Raw genomic sequence first — 17,629 nt, forward strand, 5'->3', positions numbered from 1 at the left:
TTTTGGACTGTTGATTTTCCGCCTTTATCGTCCTCGGCCCATACACTTAACACATGGCCCACACCCTCGGCTAAATTTCCTGTTACTTCTGTTGATCCATCATATAAACGGCCATTGCGTATTAATAACTCTTTTGTAAATGGAATTGGCGTTGTATTGTTGGAAATTTGCGCCATAATATTCCTAGTAGTTCCGCCATTTATTGAATATTTAAGTGTAAATGCGTTTCCGACGTCTATATCGACAACATCGCCACTAACATTAAACTTTGCGTTTTCGGTTAAATTTTGATTATTTAACGTTGTTAAATTTACCATTGGCGGCATGTTTACAACAAAGAATTGATAACCAGACCATGGCCCGGCCACGCCGTTTTGATCCCTCGTTACTGCTGCCCATGCCAATAATGTGTTGTTTGGCAAATCTGAAATTGGCGTATGTTGTTGTTCTCCGCCTGCTAAATCTTGATAATATTTCACATCATCGCCATTGTAACCATTAACCACTTTTACAACGTAACTTGTTTGCCAATTCCCAACATCCGGATCGCTGAAATTCCAATTTAATGTAGGACGTTTGTTACCTTGGACTATAAACGGTTTTTCCATTGTACCTAATGGACTTTTTGCAATTGGTGCATTTGGCGGTCTGTTGTGGTCAATTGTGTAAACCGGCGATGTTTGATAACCGGAGTATGCGCCATTTGTATCTCTTGCCCTAACTCTAAATTGTATGGTTGTATATCCTGCATTGCTTGATGTTCCAATAACTGCATTTGGGTTACTTGTGGCAAGTGTTCCAACCACATTTCCAAACGTACCGCCATTGTAAGCCGTCTCTAAATCGTACCCACTCAAATTTCCTTCTGCATCTGTCGATGCACCCCAAACAACGCTTACGTTTTGCCCACCTCTTAAAATCGTCCCTGCTGCCGGACTTGTAAATGCCCCCGGTGCGCCCGGTGCTGTGTTTTTTAATTGCCTTTCAAGTCGCAATGTATTGTTTGTATTTGTATATACTTGCAAACTCCGCCCATTGTATTGACTTCCAATAGGTAAAAATCGATTTTCTCCGGGCGTAATGTTTATCCTAGAAAATACCACGCTATAATCGTCTGCTAATCCCTCAACCCAACCGCCTTGAATGCCAGTTGTTTCGACAACTACATAATCATAGGCTGATGAGTATGTGAAATAGTTACCGCCGTTGCTTTTTAATTGAGTTAAAACAACCTCTCTAGCCATAATTAAACCACCTCACTAACTGAAACGGTAAATGTTCCCCACGTTCCATATTTTAATGTTTTCGTTGCAACATCCATAAATAATGAACTCTCGGCAACTTTTGCACCTTTTGAAAATAGCTTTTGCAATGCGGAAACCGTTATTGTTTTATCTGCCTCATTAATCGATTGAATGGCTTTCACCTCGTAATTAGTACCGTCTAAAATAGTAACCTCTGTGCCTACTTCAAACCCTGCAATACTATCAACCGGTAAAACGGTTGTTCCCGCCGCAACTTCTCTGATAATATCCGCGATGGCTGTCTGTCTAACTAGGTTAATAGAGGAACCGTCTAATGTGTCTGTTATTGCCCCTGCATTGCCCGGTGCGCGCCCAATCGCTGCTAACTGTATTTGTGTACGAACTAACTCATTTTGTAAGTCCATAATGTACATATACGCATTATATATACCTTCCTCAAAATTGTTAGCGCGCGATTCTGTGAATGGGACCCCTTCCTCAACTATTTGTTGCGTAATCGGATCTCTAACCCGGTTTTTCCAATGGGTTTTATTGTATGGGTTGCTCGTTATAATTTTCATGTTGTCCCCTCCACTCGTAGCAATATAGGCATCGCTATTGTGTAACCATTAATCCCCTTATTGATTGAAAAAAACTTTTCTTGCATTTCTCGGCCATTCCCATCCAATAATGCCGCATGTGATATAAACCCTTGTTGATCCTCTACATACAAGTAAAAAATCAATTGATCCCCATTTTCAACTACTCGATAAATGGGCAATTCGATGTTTACACCATTTAAAGTTATGCGGCCTTTTTTTATGTGGTTTTTGGCAAAGTTTTTTATGTCTGTCAAAAATGCCGGTTTTATCATGGTTTCGCCTCCTTTTGGTTTATCGAGTTACTACACAATTTGGAACTATTGTGTTACTTCGTTTAGTAGCGAAAGGTTTAAATCAGTCGGAAAACCTTGACCGATAAAATTAAGTACTTGGATTTTTCCATTTTTAAATGAAGCATCTCCGCTAATTGACCAAGTAACATCTCCGCCGCCTTGACAATTAATAAGCATTGCCTTGCCGTTCGGGTTAGCAATAAGTGAAGAAGGAGCATCATCAAAGTAATAAGCGACTTTTGTGCTTCTACCTGTATTTATTACGCTGTCATGTGCTACGCAATCAATTAAAATAGAATAACAACCGTTTACGTCAGCTATAACAGGTCCTTTTGATTTGTAGCCTATTGTCCCAATTCTTAACACCCTCATACCGTCATGGGCAGTAGAACAGTTGTTATTAAAATTAACCGTATCAGTCAAGCCGTTTTCAAACGCTACACAGTTATATTCAAATACAAATGCGGACATTCCGGCGTCTACTACAGATGTATGATAATTTACACCATCACGACCGGCATATGCTGTAATGACATTAAAAAGCCAAGAATACTTTATACCTTTAATTTCGATTGAATTTTCAGTGTTAGCTTGTGTGTTTAGAATTTTTACATTATCTAAAATAAGTTGCCCTATGTTCCCTGTTGAATAAATATTAAATGCTTGCCCAGCACTTCCGTTTAATCCAACAATATTTCGTACAATAAACTTCTTGTCAGCGCCCAAGATACCTTTCCATAATGTAACGTTCAAACATGGGAAAATGTCAGTGTCGGGAATCCTGCCATCTAATGTATTTACCCATATGCTTGATCCGTCTGTATACCAACTACCTTTTTGTGCATCACATTCAGCTTTGATAATCTTTCTCTCGTACCTTGTCGGCAGACCGAATTCGACTTTATATTTATTATCGAATACACCTGAAACTGTACTTCGAGTCGCCTTAAAAGAAGTACCGTCGGCTGTCCAAGTCAAGTTAGGTTCTGCTGTTGAAAGTATAGTATTCTCATTTTTACCTTTTATAATATAATTCTTGGTCAATGTTTTACTGTTAATTTGCGCCATACTTCTTGATAGGTTTGACAATACGGTAATTTCAGCACTAGTAACGGCAGGATTCGCTTCAATTTGATCTATAGCGTAATTCAACGTTTGCCACGGGGTTGCTTCCGTCATCCCATCATTTGCCGCCTTGCCACTAGCACTTACATAGAATTTCGTATAATCGAATGTAATTCTGTTAACGTCGAAATTGTGCTTCATTTTACCGTCCATATCTCGATAGAGCATAAAATCAATATTATGAAAAAAATCGGGAGGGAGCGTTAACCTACCAAAACGCACGTAATTTCTTAAATTGACGATTTTTTCAGACGCCTTTTGTGCCAATTGCTTAGTAACTTTTTCAAACTCACTATTGACAAAAGTAGTAGCAGTTCCCAATCGTTCATCTAATCCCCCTACTACATTTCCAAATTCCTCTAATTGCTTGCCCGCTTTGCCAACTTCATTTTTCAAAAAAACATCGTTATTTAACAATTTTTGGAAATTAGGATTAAATGTATCGGCATGACTTGAATCGCCCGTTTCTAATTGTCTTAAATTATCGTTAAACTCCGGATTTACCGGTAAATTCGCCATTGTAATACCTCCTTTAGATATTTGTTCCGCTTAAACTCACTTGCCCATTCAACTTTTGACTTCCGTCTAAATACACCGCTTTTTGTATAACAGGCTCATCCGATCCGGCGTAAAAGTCGCCGCATACCAATAACGGAACCTCAAACGCATACTCGTTAGCCACAAAAGTTATTTGATCCGGCTGTGGTGCGATTTCATAATAAATTTTTACACCGCCGGCCCTAACGTTTAATTCCGGCGGCACTTCTATTGGTCTTTCATTCAAGCGTATTACAATGGCCGCCACTTCTTCCAATGCATGGCTCCAACCCTCTTGAATACCTCTGAAACTATCGCCCAAATACGCTTTGTAAATCTTGTTTAGTGTAGGAATATCACCATTTGATAAATTTGCCGCAATTTGGATTTTTAACATTTGGCGGTATTGCTCATCGTTCCATGATCCGCGTTTCAACTTTAAATTGCTGCCAATAAAATCTAAATGCGGTCCAACCGCGTTATCAATATCGCGGCTTGCTCTCATCAATTCATACGATGCCTCGTTGTTGTTACTTTGCTCGGATGCCAATTTAATTAATTTAGTGATCCCGGAATTTGCATTTTTATTGTAGTTGTCCGGCAACCTGTCCCGCATTAATTCAAAATGGTTATACACGATTTACCACCACGCTTGTAAAGTTTGTTTGTGCTGTTTCGGATCTTATCGTTGTAATGTTATTCTCGTTAAAATTCTCGCCATCCGTTGATAATTTGATGGTTACATCGTCAATGCCCTCAACTCTTAGCGCTGCATTCACTACTTTTGCATGTACAACGGTTTGCCCCATGCTCAATCCGTTATAAAGATTATTAGCTGTGTCATTCCCTCCGATGTATTTTACTATTTCTAATTTTACCAAATTAATGCCATCAATTGGGAAATTCTCGTTTACTTTTAATTCTACATTTACAAAAATTTGTTTTTCCGTTGAATAATCAAACCCGATTGCGTGCGCCTCTCCCATTTCATCGACTACATTAACAACCGTTGTTCCAAACGCTCTAATTCCGCCGGCTTTGGTTTCAAATATTTTTCGTGCGATTTCTTCTTTGTCTCCACCCAATACAATGCAATATACACTTTTTCCGGGTATACCATCCTCATTGGTTTCCAATTCAACATTTTCCAATGCGATTGCTGCGCGTACTCCTTCAACCTCATCCATTAATTTTGCTCTAATACTTGGTACTGTTGCGGAACCTTTAACAGATAGCCCGCCATTGAAATACCGGGCTTTTAATTGTGGATCGGTTTCGTAGTTTTGTCCTCCAATTGTGGGTTGTTTATTTGTCACGCTCACCCATCCCGGAATTGGTGTGAAAATTTCAGTTATCGTATTTGCCGGCACGTTCCCAACCTCTCCAAATTCTAGTGCCTCAATGCCCACGGTGTACTCCCCCGCAACATTGGCGACAATATCACCTTTAGTGACAAATTTTATATTGTCTTGGGTACCTACAATAGAACCTGCCGGAATAGTTGCCCCCATGTTTAAAGTTGCTGTAATTGGTCCGTAGGCCTTTTTTGCTTGTATACGTGTAATGCCCGCATATTTAACCGCCGCATCTAATGACACGCCTGTTGTGCGCTCTACCTGCGCTGAATAATAAACATCCTCGGCTAATTCGTTTTGTTCTGCCTCTGAATAGGCAATTAAACGGATAAACTTCCCTAATGGGCTGCGCTCGCTTAAATTAATATCCTCACCGAACAATTCGCGCGCCTGCGCCTCACGGATCTCTAAAAAGTCATTGTATCGAAATCGTTTAAACCCTAATTCCGTTAACATCAAATTCCCCCTCCAATCGTTCGCCGTTTGCTTTGATTAAGACAACGTAAACTTTTAACGCTCTACCCTGCCTATTGAACTCAAAATCTACTTTTTCCACGCTTGCAATGCGCGTTTCTTGCAAAATAGCGGCATACAATAAATCGGTTGTATATTCCGGGTTGTGTTTTTTGCCTAAAACCTCGTAACGATCCCAACCCAACCCATCCGGGTTTAAAAACCACTCGCCTAAATTGGTAGTAAGAACGCGTTCAACGCATTGTATAATTTCCTCATCCTCACTAACCATCACAATGTTGTTTTGGCCATCTAAAATAATGTCATTAGTTAACGGATCGATTTTAAATGATTGCACGTATTACCCTCCCATCATGTTAAATCTGTCGTTAAATCCTCACCGTTGGCCGTTATTGTACCGCCTGTGATAATTACATCCCCACCTTTAATATCTACACCGCCTGGGGAATCAATAATTAATTTCTTTCCTGCTGCCGGTTGCAATAATATATCCCCGTCTTTTGTAAGTACAATCTTGGCTGAATAATCTTTTTTACTAATAATCAAATCCTCGCCATGATCTGCGCCCATTACATCATTGAATAAATTAATGCCTCCTATAAAAATTGCATCATCAATTGAAAATTCGCGGGCCGATGTTTCGCCAATACCGCCCATCATCACATCATCAATTTGATTTTTAGAAAATACTATAACGCCCACATTACCGGGCTTATATGGCACTCGAATAATAAAGTCGCCTGTTTGCGGCGCTTGTACGGGTACATTTTGGATTAAATCGCCATCCGGTAATGTCACAACATCGACTTTCATTGTTTGATGGTCAAACGCAACCACGCGGCATAACGAACTCGTATTAATGCCCCCTAAAAGCCCATCCTTGTATTTTTTAAAAAACTCATTTGCCTCTTTACTCAAACCGGGTAAACCTCCATTTCCGTATAGTAAGAACCGCCGTTACTTTCGCCGGCATGTTTGCCACTTTCCACTCTAAAAATACCGTTCGCCGTTTTTGACTCAATTTGCAAAATGGCATCCGTTGTTATCCGATGATTTAAAAGTGTTTTCACCTTCCAACCGCTAACCGTTGATGCCTTTTTGGTTTTGGTTTCTTTGATTTCCTTTTCCACACGTTCCGGGCTGCCGATTAATCCGCTTTCTGCATTTACTACAAATCCAATGTTTGTGCCGGATGTTTTGGCTCGGATGAAAATTTTCGATTTATTTATGTGTACTTTCGCCTTACAATCTTTCGCAATCAATTTAACGGCCTCTGATAGCTTTGTATTGAATGTTTTGCCTCTTGGGTATGTTTGGTTAACCGGCAACTCAAACGCGCCAATTTCAAGCCCTGTACGCTGTAATAAGTCGTTTAATATGTCTCTTGCTGTTGTGCCTGCTTTGTAGGTTACTTTTACCGGCGTATTCAACCATGCGCCTTTATCATCGATCACATCAATTGTTGTGATTTTATCCAATCCACTCCAACCGGTTGCAACGTATTTACAGAAACCTAATAAAATTGCGCCGTAATCCTCTTTATATCCGGCGTTCACAATAACAGGTTTATCTTTCTTGATTTCATTTATTGTTTTTTCGCTCAAATTATAAATTTTGATGGTTGCCACATTTAACTCATCCCCATCATCAAACGGGACCTCAAAACCAATTGTGAAATCATCCCCATTAAATTCTTTCCCGGCAAATATTAATTGGGTTTCTCTTAAAAACAATGGAATCGCCATTTACATCGCCTCAATATATAAAAATATTTTTTCGTAAAAATTTTCATAGGTAACGTGATCCGATTGGCCGCCTATGTCTTTTGGAATAATACGAACTTTTGGGAATTGATTGTCTGCGTAACTTTCAAATAATGGTTGCCCATAAACGATTTTTTCACCGTACACCAATACATTGTCATTTCGCATTAAATCCAATGTGAAAAAATCGAAACGATCATTATAATTCACCTCAAATGTGAATATGTCCCCTTCTAAATCAATGTCGAATTGATAGGGAATTGAATCTTTCTCAATCGGTAAATATTCCATTTTGCACCCCCAATTTATTGCAGCATTCTAGCCCCGCCGCTTGTTACTGTACTTGTATTTTTGGGTTTTGTTTGAATCGCTTTCTTTTTAGTGCTACTCTTAGTTTTCTTTTGTTGCACCCCTTTTTTCGTCACCTTAGCGACTTGCCTTTTAACCGGCAATTTCAAGCCGACAACTGCGGATGCTTTTGCAATTCGTATTTGGCGTAATGTTATATCGAATTTCAAACCGTTTTTCACTTCAACATCATGCACCGTGGACAAATTTTCAATTATAACGTCTGTTAATGTGGTCCTATTTGAATATTTCAATAGTTTTCCCTTGTTCAAATACTCTTTTAATTTATTAAATCGCTGCGCCGCATCCTCCCCAACCAAAACGCCGGAAATGCTCATTGTGATTGGGTTTTTCGAAATGTGATCCGTAATATCTTCCCCGGTTTCGATAGGATGAGCGGTTGCCGTAACGCTCCTATTAGGATTGTCGGCGTACACCGTATTTAAAAATACATCCCCTAACATTGGCATTTCTAGCAACCCCCTTTTTATGCTTGTTGTAAATTCATCTTACGGAAAAGCGCATCTAATGCCTCATCCACGGCCTCTTTCACCTTTTGGCCAACTTGTTCCTCATTTAAGCCTGTTCCGTCAATCTGTATATTTACCTGCGGCGCAAATGTTCCGGCTCCACCTGCAACCCTTCCTGGATCTCTTGAAATATTTTGACTTTGTGTATCAACTTTTGGCTTTGTGCTATTACCGCTTAATATGCCCGCCATTCGTAATGCATCGGATTGTTTAGCGGTCAAAACCGCCTCGTCTTTGTGTAGTTCTGCGGTGTACCCGTCAAAAGGCACGCGGTTTAACCCGGTTGCATGTGATCCATCAACTGCCGGCTTTCCGCCTGCTAACCATTTCACGGCTCCGCCAACCTTACTGCCGATGGTATTCACCCAATCCGGCAATTTAAAACTTGTAATTTTATCTTTAAACTCGCCAAATTTCGTTCCTAAATTACTAAAAAAATCGGCAACCGGCTTGATTTTACTTACTCCCCAATCGTACATACCGCCAAATACTTCTTTGGTTTTATCCCACAATTTCCCTGCTTTTTCGGATACTGTGTCCCAATTGCGGTATAAAAGCACGCCAATTGCGATAACTGCGCCAATACCAACGACTATCCATGTTAACGGGGATGCTAACATGGCTGTATTTAAGCCTAATTGGGCCGCCATTGCGCCATATTGACCAACTTTAAATAATGCCATCGCTTTTGATAATGTGCCGATTAATAGTGCGCCCTGTGTAGCGACTTGGAACGCTACAAGACTACCCGCAACCCCGTAGCCTAATGCGGTAATTAAGCCCATATTATCTTTTGCCCATGTTAACCCGGCAATAAATAAATCAAAGGCATCTGTTGCAATATCCAGGCCTACCCCTAAACCGGTCTTTAATATCTCGCCTAATTCGGCTATTAAATCGGCGTTCTCTTTCGATAGCCCCATCTTTTGCCAAATATCCGAAACATCCCCGGTATCGTTGTAAAGTGCCATAATCGTATCTTTTACGGCCATACCTACCTCGAAAAACTTCCCGGCTCCGTCAACTCCCTTTTCGAATAATGCGGCTATCTTATCTGTATCAATCGTGCCCATGTACTCGGTAATGGCTTTCATTGCATTAATAGCCGGATCTAATAATTTGCCGCCTAACGTGCCTTTTAAATCCTCCCAACGTTGCTTCATGTTACCTACAACGTTTTCGAAACCATCACCCTCGCGCGCTGCCTGTCCTAATGCCCCGGATAACTTATTTCCATCCTCAACCATTTTTAATAAAGTTTCTTGTTTTTGGATTTCTGACAAATCTTTGAACTTTTTGCCAAATAGTTCGGTTGCTGCCGAATTTCGTGTGAACTCGGTTGCGGAAATCCCCAACGCGGCATCATTTTCAAAATTGCCTTTTAAAAACGACTTCATGCTTTCCGTTACATCCTCAATGGATTTATCCATGAATGCGGCCCCATCTGCTGCCGCTAACGTTGCACGCTCTGAAATTTTCAATGCCTGCGCTGTATCTGCCCCGGATGTTTTGGCAAAGGCCGCCATACTAATAAAACTGCCTTTTAATCGCGTTGGTAGGATGTTGGTTTGGTCCCCTATTGCATTTAATGCATCGGTTGCCGTTCCTTCCATCCCCTTATACACTTGCTCAAATTGTGAATTGGTTGCCTGCGCTGCTGCTGCGTTTTCAATCATGCTCAACCCTAAATCTTTTGCCTTATCGATTGCAAATACAGTAGCCAATACCCCTGCAACCTTTTTCGCGGTCCCCATCAAACTATCCATGCTATTGCCGGAACGATCTATTTCCCGGTTGAATTGTTGCGTTTTCTTCCGGGCATCATCTGCGCCATCCTCAATTTGATCCATGGCTCTTTTTCCTTCATCGCCTAATGCATCAATGGCCGTTTCCGCTTGCTTGGTTTCGGTGCGGATCTCATTCATAGCACTTCCGCCATGCCTTTCAAGTGTTTTAAACTCTTTCCCGGCATCCTTCACATCGCGGCCCATGGCCATCAATCCATCCTCGATTTCATCCATTGCCGTATCGACTTTTAACAAGGTTTTAATATCTATATCATCAAAATCAATACTCACAACTAAATCGCGTAATGACATACTTTAATTTCACCCCTTTTATTTGGGTTTTGGTTTGTTCTTATTGGCCAACCCTATTGCCGCTAATGTTTCTAGTACATCCGCCGCATCCCAATTGTATTTAACATCCATTGGACTAACTCCCGGATATTCTGCCGCGATACGGTAGGCCCACCAATGTTTTACTGCGCTATTAATAAAGCGCTCACCAACATCGTTGATGCTTGTGAGCGCTCGTAATTCTTTATTTGCCGCGTTGAAATCGGATAGCCGCCGTTACTACTTCCTCCAATTCCGCATAACCACCCCGGCCATCCTCATCGAAATCATCTACCTTTAATTTAGGTTGTACAACTACATTCTCTAGTACTGCCGGATATAAATGGCGGCGGGATTTATCTGAATTTGCCTCAACCTCATCCATAATATCTAGCCATGCACTCGATTTAACCTTTTGGAATGTGTATTTGTTTCCGATTTCGCTAGTAAACTCTTTAATGTTTTTGTTTGTTTTTGTTTCCATGGTATTAATACCCCTCTCATCTTTAAAAATTAATTAGTTCGTTTTGTAGTCTGCCACGTAAATTGCGATTTCTACGCCGGAAATTTCCGCTCCGTATTCGCGCCCCGGTGTTTTTAAAATACGGCAACGTGTGCCCCCTGCTTTAAAGCTGCCATCGTTCGCATCGATCACATTTGCCGCAAATTCTTTTTTCTGCTTTGATAATGATGTTAAAAATGGTAATGAACTAGAATTTTGCTTTACTGTGATTGTAATTGTTCCCGTTTCATCTGCGCTCTCTGTAAACGATACATCCCCTTGAGCGCCTACGTGCGGAATAGTGTTATCTTCATTCTTTTCTGTGGTAATAAATGTACCATCCATATATCCAACGATAAATTGGCCATCCGCAACGAACGATACTTTTTTAGGATCATAACTATTCATTATTCAAAATCCTCCCCAATTCTTTTTATTATAGCTGCATTACTCCATTAATTTGTACGCTCTCAACTGCTCCCGCAACTGTTGCGCGCCAATTTACGCCCGGTAATCGGCGGTTTGATTTATCTGCATTTGAAATATTTGCAATCATTGGTGTTTCTACGAAATATTCCGGGTTGCCATCTGCATCGCGGGCAATGATCCCCTCGCCTGTTGTTACACTTTCAACCGATGCCCCTAATGTCGCATCCACTTCCGCCACTACTGTATTAATACCGTTTTGCGAGAATGGTACTTTCGTTTTTCCACGCGTTAATACGTTATTGAATACATTTTCAGTCAATCGATTTTTTAGGAAAAATTCACCTTGTACCAAATCGAAATATTCATTGCCCATTGTACGGCCTGCCGAAACAATATTTTTTCCACCCTCACGAATGTAAGTAATGCCGCCTTTTGCCTCAATATCATCAATATCCATGGAATCATATAGAACCGGGCTAATGCCAATTAGATTTTGGAATGTAATTGTGTACGATCCGATGTTTAACGGCGCTATTGCTCCAACTAATGCCTCACCTGCATATTGTTCCGGTTTGTCGTGAACCATTACAACTGCATTTCTCGGCATGTTTTCGCCTAATGTATCGAATACCTCTTTTGTCGTTGTGACAAAATAGAATTTCATTTTTGAGGCAACCCATGCACCCAACGCCTCGATTTCTGCTTTCCCTTGCTCTGTCGATACAAGATAGAAAAAGTCGTTACGTGTTTTCGTTAATTCGTTTAATGCTGTTGCTAATTGTGTCGTTGCCTCTGTACCGTTATCATATAGCACCCCAACAACTGCGATTTTATCGACTTTCGGTGTTTGGTTTAATACTGCGGATGCTAGTTTATAAGTTTCACTCTCAACCCCATACGCCTCACCAATTGCCGTTAGCGCTGTGCCGCTTGAATACTCTCTGTACTCTGCATCTTTCTCCGTTGATAAAACCAACGCTAAACCGTAACCCGCTTGGCTTTGTGGTTGTGTTTCTTGGGTAATGTTAACCGTAACATAACGATTGCTCATTTTTTCTATTCCTCCCCGTATTTGCTATACCAAACGCCGTTAATTTCAACGTGTTCGATAGTGCTAATTGGTAAATCTTTCAATCTCTTAATTCTTAATATAACATCAAATCCATTGCGGCGCTCGTAGTTTTCAATAACAAATGCATCTCTATTTGCAATTGCTGTTTGTTCAACAACGGCAATGCCTAATTGCTGCAATTTTTCAACGCCATCGAATGCAAACCAATCATAAATCGATTGTGCTAACTCCAAACTATCATCCTCATCCATTGCGTATGAACTAATCGAAATCGTTGTTTTGTATTCGTCAATCGTTCGCAAAAATGTTACGCCGTTTACCTCAACTACTTCTTGTTCCGGTTGCCCCACGCCTTTTGCATACGGTGTAATAAATTTATACGTTGCATGTGGTCCGGTGGGTTTGTCCCCCATATCATCGGCCATTATTACCGGATGCCCACTATATGCGGAAATCGCGGGAATAATGGCGTCTCTTAATTTAGATAACTTCAATTGACCACAACCCCTTTTGCAAAGTACATAAATACGTCACTGTATGCGCTGTAATCTTTAGATGGCTCTATTGTGTAGGATTGCCCCATGTACTCCATGCGCTGCCCCACTTGTAGCGGCTCCAATGTGTACAATTTCCAATCCTTCTCGGTATATATACCGTTGGGCATTCGTCTTAAATCATCATCGGATAGCGGCAAAACGATCCCGCCGGTTGCCCTTGTTGTTTCCGCTCCTTCAATCCATTTCCCTACCTCGTTGCGATAACCTGGGGATTTATCAAATACAATAAAATCAACCCAAAACTCTTGCACAAAATCCGCAAATTCAAACGCTTTCGCCATTGGATCGCCCCCAATCATTCTATTTCATGGCGTATGGAACCAATTAAACGGCCTGTATCTTGCAATGGGTTTGATGATCCTTTTGCGGCAACGGTTGCGGCTGCATTTGGCGGGCTGTTGATGCCCTTCATATGCTTTTGGATCAATCCGGCAAATTCCATACCAATCCCGTCAAGGAACGCATCCGGGTTAACGTTCAAATCCAATACATCGTTTAAAAGTGTTTCCATCCTATTTGCAATGGCGTTAATGTTGGCATCGAATCCAGTACGTAAAAAAGCGCGTTCCGGGATTGTCACCGACTTAACGAGTACAAATAACACTTCTAGTTGATCCTTGCCCTTGTTCCGTGCCAACAACCCGTTCCCATTATCGGTTGGGACAAAAAATAAATCAGGGAAATCCCCGGCGCGTTTGTTTTTTGCCGATCTATGCACCGGGATTGTTAAATATTTTCCCTTTTTCGGTGTAATGGTTGTACCAAATTCATGCACGTATGCAATCGTTACCAAATCCGCATCATCACCGTATTTATAATTATCCTCACCGAACACGCCAACTTTAATGCTTTTCTTGCCTAACTTTTTTAATGCCTGGGTTAACTTGGGGATGTTATTAGTTTTCTTTACGATCTTAACGCCCATAATCAACCACCCTTAAAAGATTTTCAATTTCATATACGGCCTCAAATATCGCATTGCTGCCTTTTCATATGAATTACTGTCAAAGAAACTTTTGCTCATATCGCCTAACGATTGTGAGGCAATACCCGGATTTTGTTTCATGCCCATAATTAAATGATTGATCGCAATTTCAACGTCTGCCGGGATTTCCCCCTCAACGAACTCACAACCTATTTTCCTGTTAATGAATGCTAACGCTCCCGCGCGGTATTGCTCATCCGTTAGTGCCATCGCGTAACACCTCTTTTAAGCGTTCTTTTAATTTTTTTACACCTGTATTGTGTACATATTCAATATTGCGCTTATCCAATTCCGCTTTTACTTGCTCAATATCCATTTCCTCAACTTGTTCCTCAATCAATTCGGCGGTTTGCTCATTATCTTGGTTATCAACATTAATTTCTTGGTCAATGTTATTCACCTCGTTATTTGGCGTTTCCGGCTCGTCTGCTGCTTTTTTATCGTTGTCCGGTGCGTTTGTTCCGTTGTCTTTTAAATCCTCGTTATTTGGTGTTCTCTGCCCTTCTAACGGGTTTCTCATATCATCCGGTATATTTGCCTCGTTTTTATCGAAATCCTCCCCTATGGACTTCTCCGGGTTTGGTTTGGCCACTTGTTCCTCACCTAATCGGCGCATCCTTTGGAAAGTTGTAATATTTGTATGCATTCCTTTCATCCTCCCTGTTAATAAAATAGGGATGTGGGATAATTCCCGCATCCCTAAAAGGTTACAAATTATAGTTTGATTTTGAATGTATGCTTTACAATTCGAATATCTTTTTTATCAAATACTAATTGATAATTTGCGCCATCGGCTAATTCCGCATTCGTTGGGAATACATCCTCAACATTTGCCTCTGTCCATTTAATTCCACGTGGATGTAAAATGAAAATTTTACGGTGGATTAAATAATCCTCGCCTGAATGGGCCATTGAATCGCGGGCCGTTTCCACTTCTTTAATGCGCTCATGCTTACCATTACCCAACGCAATTGCACCTTGTCCAAATAAATAGACTGTGCCCGTTAATGAATTAGCATCAAATGGCATTGCATCGTCAACGATAACGCGTTTCCCCATGTAATACGGCACTTTAATTGTTACGCCATATTCATTTTGTCCAACTTCAATGTATTCAATTAGCTTTTGTTTAACTAAATACGCCTCAACCACACTATGCATCATTACCGCCGTTAAACCGTCTTTCGCATCGCCTAATAGCTGCGTTGCATCCACAAAACCGGATGTGCCAAATAGCGCCGCATCACCTGTACTACCCGAAATATCTAACGTATGCTCTGCCATCGATGGCGACTTGAACACACCTTCTAACGTTTTAAGTAAAATCTTTTGATCCTCACGAACCCAATAATTTGCTACTAGGTTGGCGATTGCGCCCATCGGATCTGCGCCGGATAGTAAAGCGGAAAGACCATTAGCACCCCATGCATTACCGCGTACCTGCTTACGAGCGCGGTCTTTGCTTGCTTTGATGCCTTTTGGTGTAAATGCCCCTGTTGCTGTTACAACTTCACTGTCACCCTCTAAATCTTCCCAAAACGGCATGTTAACCAATGTATTTGGGCCGCTTGCTAATGCATCATAAGCCGGATCATGTTTAACAATACCCGATTGGATTAATGCTGATTTTTCGGTATTGCGTTGGATTACATATGGAACGAATACTTCCGGTTGGATAACGTCTCCAATATTTGTGATTGCCATTATTTAATGCAACTCCCTTTTCCCTAAATTATTTTTTACTTACCTGCTGCCTCTAATCGGTGGTACTTTTCAGGATCTTCTCGGAATAAAAGTGTTTTCTCCGTTAATGTCATTTCAGAAAACTTCTTTTCCGATCCGCCGCTTTGACGTTTTGTAGGATCTGCGCCGTTTTCTTTAAATTTCTCATCAACGGCTTTTTGAATTGCTGTTTGCCATGCATCGCGGAACGCTTGCACATTCTCCGTTGCAATTTCAATCGATGGGCCTATTAAGAACTTTTTGAAATCTAGCGGCAATGGATTGTTCGGATCATTTAACAAGTCGATGGTATGCAATTCAACTTCGCGTGCATTTAATTTCGCCTCACGCTCTTTTAAATCGTTTTCAAGTTTTTCTCTCTCAAACTTGGATTTTTCTTCATCGGTCATTTTTTCTTTTAACAATCGCTCGTTTTCTTCCTGTTCTTTTTTCAGTTTGGCTGCGTATTCGGTGCGAACTTTATCCGCCGCGCTTTGTGCTGCCTTTTCCTGCGCCTCGGCAATCATCTTTTGCACTTGCTCCATTGTTAATGGTTGCGGATCACCGCCCCCACCGCCTGCATCGGCTTGGGTTTGTGCTGCGTTTGCCTCATCCTGCGTGATTGTCCCGGCATCAACTAGCTTAGCCAACTCCGCTTTGAATTGCTCAAACGTGATTGTCCCATCTTTCAACTGCTGCAATAATTGTTCGATATTCATTTTGTTCTCTCCTTTTGAGTTATCAATTCATTCCCCTCTGACTAGGTTAGTAGCTTTGAGTTTAATAGAATCCATCCCTCATATTTTCTATTTTCAATTATATCCTGTTTGCTCAAAATTTTACAATTTTTTATTTAACTACTCGGTTTTTTCGTAGAAAAAAACGGTATAGTATTTATTCTTGTTTTTCTTATCATTCTTGTTTATATCCATCGACTGTTACCTTAACGGCATTTTTCACTGTTACTTTGACGAATAACAATAATGATAAAAGCATTGATATATAAGGGTTTGTAACTGTTACCTTACTGTTACTTTTCGCTGTACCCTAACCGTTACCTTAAACGCTCTTTTTTCCACTCATCAAACGCCATATTTTCTAACTCGGAATGTTGCGGTTTTTCAATACGTTCCACGGCATAGGTGAGGAAACAACGGCAATTTATATCGGATGCTGCGGCTCCTAATTGCCCCGGCGCTTTCCCTTGGCTCAACCCATCATCAAAATCTGCATCAATAGGGATCGTCACGTTATTTAGTTTTTTATGATTAGAAAGATTTTTCCGGCCACTCCTAACGCGTACATCCTCCATGGTATTCCATGTTTTGACCATCACCACGCCATTTTTAGTTGCATGGTCCATGGCATCATGTTTCGCGCTTTCCTGTACCCGGTGGCCCTCTGTCCTTACAATCCGCATGGCTTTTACTGCATCATTTTCTAATTCTGTTTTCAACCGTCTCGCCATCGTTGAATACGTTTCATTGTTTTGTAAACCCTGTGTAACCTGCTGTTGGATCGAATAGATAATATTGGCCCGTTGCCGCTCTAATCGTTGATTTAATGTCAATCCTGCAACCGGGTTTTCTAACATAGCCGCCAACGTTTCCGGCCTCACCGTTGAATAGTTTAATTTGGCTTGGGTTGCCGTTTCTACTGCATGGGCCGTTAAATAATATCCATCTAGGTATGCATCTTGTAAAACGTTATCCATGTGCTTGTACACGTCTTTGTAATTGGCACGCAATAAAAAATTTACTTCCCGCATCATCTTTTTCATCCGGTCATGCTTTAACATTTCAGGTAGTGTTAATTGGCCGCCTTGCTCGTATTTCTCAAATTGCGCGGCTAATAATGCCCGGATTTCTAATAATGTTTTTGCATACCTTTTCGCAACATCGCGTTCACCTTTTCCAACCAATTTCCCAACGCGCCGATTGATCCGCTCAATGTGTTTTGTTAAATCTTGCATGG

At 40.9% G+C, this 17,629-nt stretch carries 22 protein-coding genes and 1 pseudogene; all 23 read right to left on the reverse strand.

Annotation, left to right across the window (positions count from 1 at the left end; translation table 11 throughout):
- Positions 1-1,244 (reverse strand): annotated as a pseudogene (locus NYE67_RS20395) (hypothetical protein); the annotation flags it as partial.
- A 2-nt stretch (positions 1,245-1,246) separates the two neighbouring features.
- Positions 1,247-1,825: a hypothetical protein gene (locus NYE67_RS20400; RefSeq protein ID WP_340730932.1), complete on the reverse strand. Its 579-nt coding sequence runs from the start codon at positions 1,823-1,825 to the stop codon at positions 1,247-1,249.
- The gene (locus NYE67_RS20405; RefSeq protein ID WP_340730933.1) at positions 1,822-2,118 is read right to left on the reverse strand and encodes a hypothetical protein; all 297 of its coding nucleotides are present in this window, start codon (positions 2,116-2,118) and stop codon (positions 1,822-1,824) included. The genes NYE67_RS20400 and NYE67_RS20405 overlap by 4 nt, the downstream gene beginning before the upstream one ends.
- 45 nt (positions 2,119-2,163) lie before the next feature.
- Positions 2,164-3,783, reverse strand: coding sequence for a hypothetical protein (locus tag NYE67_RS20410; protein WP_340730934.1), 1,620 nt, complete (start codon positions 3,781-3,783; stop codon positions 2,164-2,166).
- 13 nt (positions 3,784-3,796) lie between these two features.
- Positions 3,797-4,438, reverse strand: a complete 642-nt coding sequence (locus NYE67_RS20415; RefSeq protein WP_340730935.1) for a hypothetical protein — start codon at positions 4,436-4,438, stop codon at positions 3,797-3,799.
- Positions 4,431-5,612, reverse strand: coding sequence for a baseplate J/gp47 family protein (locus tag NYE67_RS20420; protein ID WP_340730936.1), 1,182 nt, complete (start codon positions 5,610-5,612; stop codon positions 4,431-4,433). The genes NYE67_RS20415 and NYE67_RS20420 overlap by 8 nt, the downstream gene beginning before the upstream one ends.
- The gene (locus NYE67_RS20425) at positions 5,590-5,967 is read right to left on the reverse strand and encodes a contractile injection system sheath initiator (protein ID WP_340730937.1); all 378 of its coding nucleotides are present in this window, start codon (positions 5,965-5,967) and stop codon (positions 5,590-5,592) included. Before NYE67_RS20425 ends, NYE67_RS20420 begins: the two co-directional genes overlap by 23 nt.
- 14 nt (positions 5,968-5,981) lie before the next feature.
- Positions 5,982-6,548: a Gp138 family membrane-puncturing spike protein gene (locus tag NYE67_RS20430; RefSeq protein ID WP_340730938.1), complete on the reverse strand. Its 567-nt coding sequence runs from the start codon at positions 6,546-6,548 to the stop codon at positions 5,982-5,984.
- Entirely contained in the window at positions 6,545-7,375 is an 831-nt protein-coding gene (locus NYE67_RS20435; RefSeq protein ID WP_340730939.1) for a phage protein, read from the reverse strand. Before NYE67_RS20435 ends, NYE67_RS20430 begins: the two co-directional genes overlap by 4 nt.
- Entirely contained in the window at positions 7,376-7,684 is a 309-nt protein-coding gene (locus tag NYE67_RS20440) for a phage baseplate plug family protein (RefSeq protein WP_340730940.1), read from the reverse strand.
- Between the two features lie 14 nt (positions 7,685-7,698).
- Complete coding sequence (locus tag NYE67_RS20445) at positions 7,699-8,211, reverse strand: phage baseplate protein (protein ID WP_340730941.1); 513 nt, start codon at positions 8,209-8,211, stop codon at positions 7,699-7,701.
- A 17-nt stretch (positions 8,212-8,228) separates the two neighbouring features.
- Positions 8,229-10,370 (reverse strand): hypothetical protein, encoded by a 2,142-nt coding sequence (locus tag NYE67_RS20450; protein WP_340730942.1) that lies wholly within the window; start codon positions 10,368-10,370, stop codon positions 8,229-8,231.
- A gap of 223 nt (positions 10,371-10,593) precedes the next feature.
- Positions 10,594-10,872, reverse strand: a complete 279-nt coding sequence (locus NYE67_RS20455) for a hypothetical protein (protein ID WP_340730943.1) — start codon at positions 10,870-10,872, stop codon at positions 10,594-10,596.
- A gap of 33 nt (positions 10,873-10,905) precedes the next feature.
- Entirely contained in the window at positions 10,906-11,298 is a 393-nt protein-coding gene (locus NYE67_RS20460; RefSeq protein ID WP_340730944.1) for a phage structural protein, read from the reverse strand.
- A gap of 28 nt (positions 11,299-11,326) precedes the next feature.
- Positions 11,327-12,370, reverse strand: a complete 1,044-nt coding sequence (locus tag NYE67_RS20465) for a DUF3383 family protein (protein WP_340730945.1) — start codon at positions 12,368-12,370, stop codon at positions 11,327-11,329.
- Positions 12,371-12,375: 5 nt separating this feature from the next.
- A complete protein-coding gene (locus tag NYE67_RS20470) occupies positions 12,376-12,885 on the reverse strand; it encodes a phage neck terminator protein (RefSeq protein WP_340730946.1) in 510 nt (169 codons plus the stop codon).
- Positions 12,882-13,229 (reverse strand): hypothetical protein, encoded by a 348-nt coding sequence (locus NYE67_RS20475; protein WP_340730947.1) that lies wholly within the window; start codon positions 13,227-13,229, stop codon positions 12,882-12,884. Before NYE67_RS20475 ends, NYE67_RS20470 begins: the two co-directional genes overlap by 4 nt.
- A gap of 14 nt (positions 13,230-13,243) precedes the next feature.
- Entirely contained in the window at positions 13,244-13,873 is a 630-nt protein-coding gene (locus NYE67_RS20480; RefSeq protein WP_340730948.1) for a hypothetical protein, read from the reverse strand.
- Positions 13,874-13,885: 12 nt separating this feature from the next.
- Complete coding sequence (locus NYE67_RS20485; RefSeq protein ID WP_340730949.1) at positions 13,886-14,143, reverse strand: hypothetical protein; 258 nt, start codon at positions 14,141-14,143, stop codon at positions 13,886-13,888.
- Positions 14,127-14,579 (reverse strand): hypothetical protein, encoded by a 453-nt coding sequence (locus NYE67_RS20490; protein ID WP_340730950.1) that lies wholly within the window; start codon positions 14,577-14,579, stop codon positions 14,127-14,129. The genes NYE67_RS20485 and NYE67_RS20490 overlap by 17 nt, the downstream gene beginning before the upstream one ends.
- Positions 14,580-14,647: 68 nt before the next feature.
- The gene (locus NYE67_RS20495; RefSeq protein WP_340730951.1) at positions 14,648-15,637 is read right to left on the reverse strand and encodes a major capsid protein; all 990 of its coding nucleotides are present in this window, start codon (positions 15,635-15,637) and stop codon (positions 14,648-14,650) included.
- A gap of 35 nt (positions 15,638-15,672) precedes the next feature.
- The gene (locus NYE67_RS20500) at positions 15,673-16,374 is read right to left on the reverse strand and encodes a capsid assembly scaffolding protein Gp46 family protein (protein ID WP_340730952.1); all 702 of its coding nucleotides are present in this window, start codon (positions 16,372-16,374) and stop codon (positions 15,673-15,675) included.
- Between the two features lie 335 nt (positions 16,375-16,709).
- Complete coding sequence (locus NYE67_RS20505) at positions 16,710-17,627, reverse strand: phage minor head protein (RefSeq protein ID WP_340730953.1); 918 nt, start codon at positions 17,625-17,627, stop codon at positions 16,710-16,712.
- Positions 17,628-17,629: the final 2 nt, after the last annotated feature.

Source organism: Solibacillus sp. FSL W8-0474 (assembly GCF_038004065.1).
Classification (GTDB): domain Bacteria; phylum Bacillota; class Bacilli; order Bacillales_A; family Planococcaceae; genus Solibacillus; species Solibacillus faecavium.